This is a genomic window from Bowmanella yangjiangensis (assembly GCF_017255015.1).
Taxonomy (GTDB): domain Bacteria; phylum Pseudomonadota; class Gammaproteobacteria; order Enterobacterales; family Alteromonadaceae; genus Bowmanella; species Bowmanella yangjiangensis.
Window position 1 is genome coordinate 1 of the sequence record NZ_JAFKCS010000731.1, and the last position, 366, is coordinate 366.

General features: G+C 70.2%; 1 protein-coding gene. It reads left to right on the forward strand.

Annotated elements, in window-relative coordinates; translation table 11 throughout:
* Window positions 1-356 (forward strand): 3-alpha domain-containing protein (locus tag J0A65_RS26455; protein WP_332874387.1); only part of this gene is annotated, 356 nt, incomplete at its 5' end.
* Between the last annotated feature and the right edge of the window lie 10 nt (window positions 357-366).

Consider the following 366-nt stretch of genomic DNA (forward strand, 5'->3'; position numbering starts at 1 on the left):
GCCTCAACCGCCCGGGAGCCAACCCGGAACTGGCCAGGGCGGTACAGGACAGTGGCCGCTGCGGCTGGTTCTACCGCGTGCTCAGACCAGGGTTCGTCAGTGCCGAGATGCCCTTCGAGCTGGTCCAGCGCAGCTACCCGAGCCTCAGCGTGGCGCAGGCGCTGCAGCATTTCTACCACTTCCCCATGGAGCGCGCCGGCCTGCAGCAGCTGCAACTGTGCCCGGCGCTCTCCGCACGCTGGCGCGAGATCGCGGCGCAGCGCCTGCGCAGCGGGCGCCTGGAGGACTGGTCGGCACGCCTGCAGGGTGTGCCGCTTGAGGGTGTGGTGGCCGAGGGTGGGCGTCGTTATGCGTGACAGCATGGCG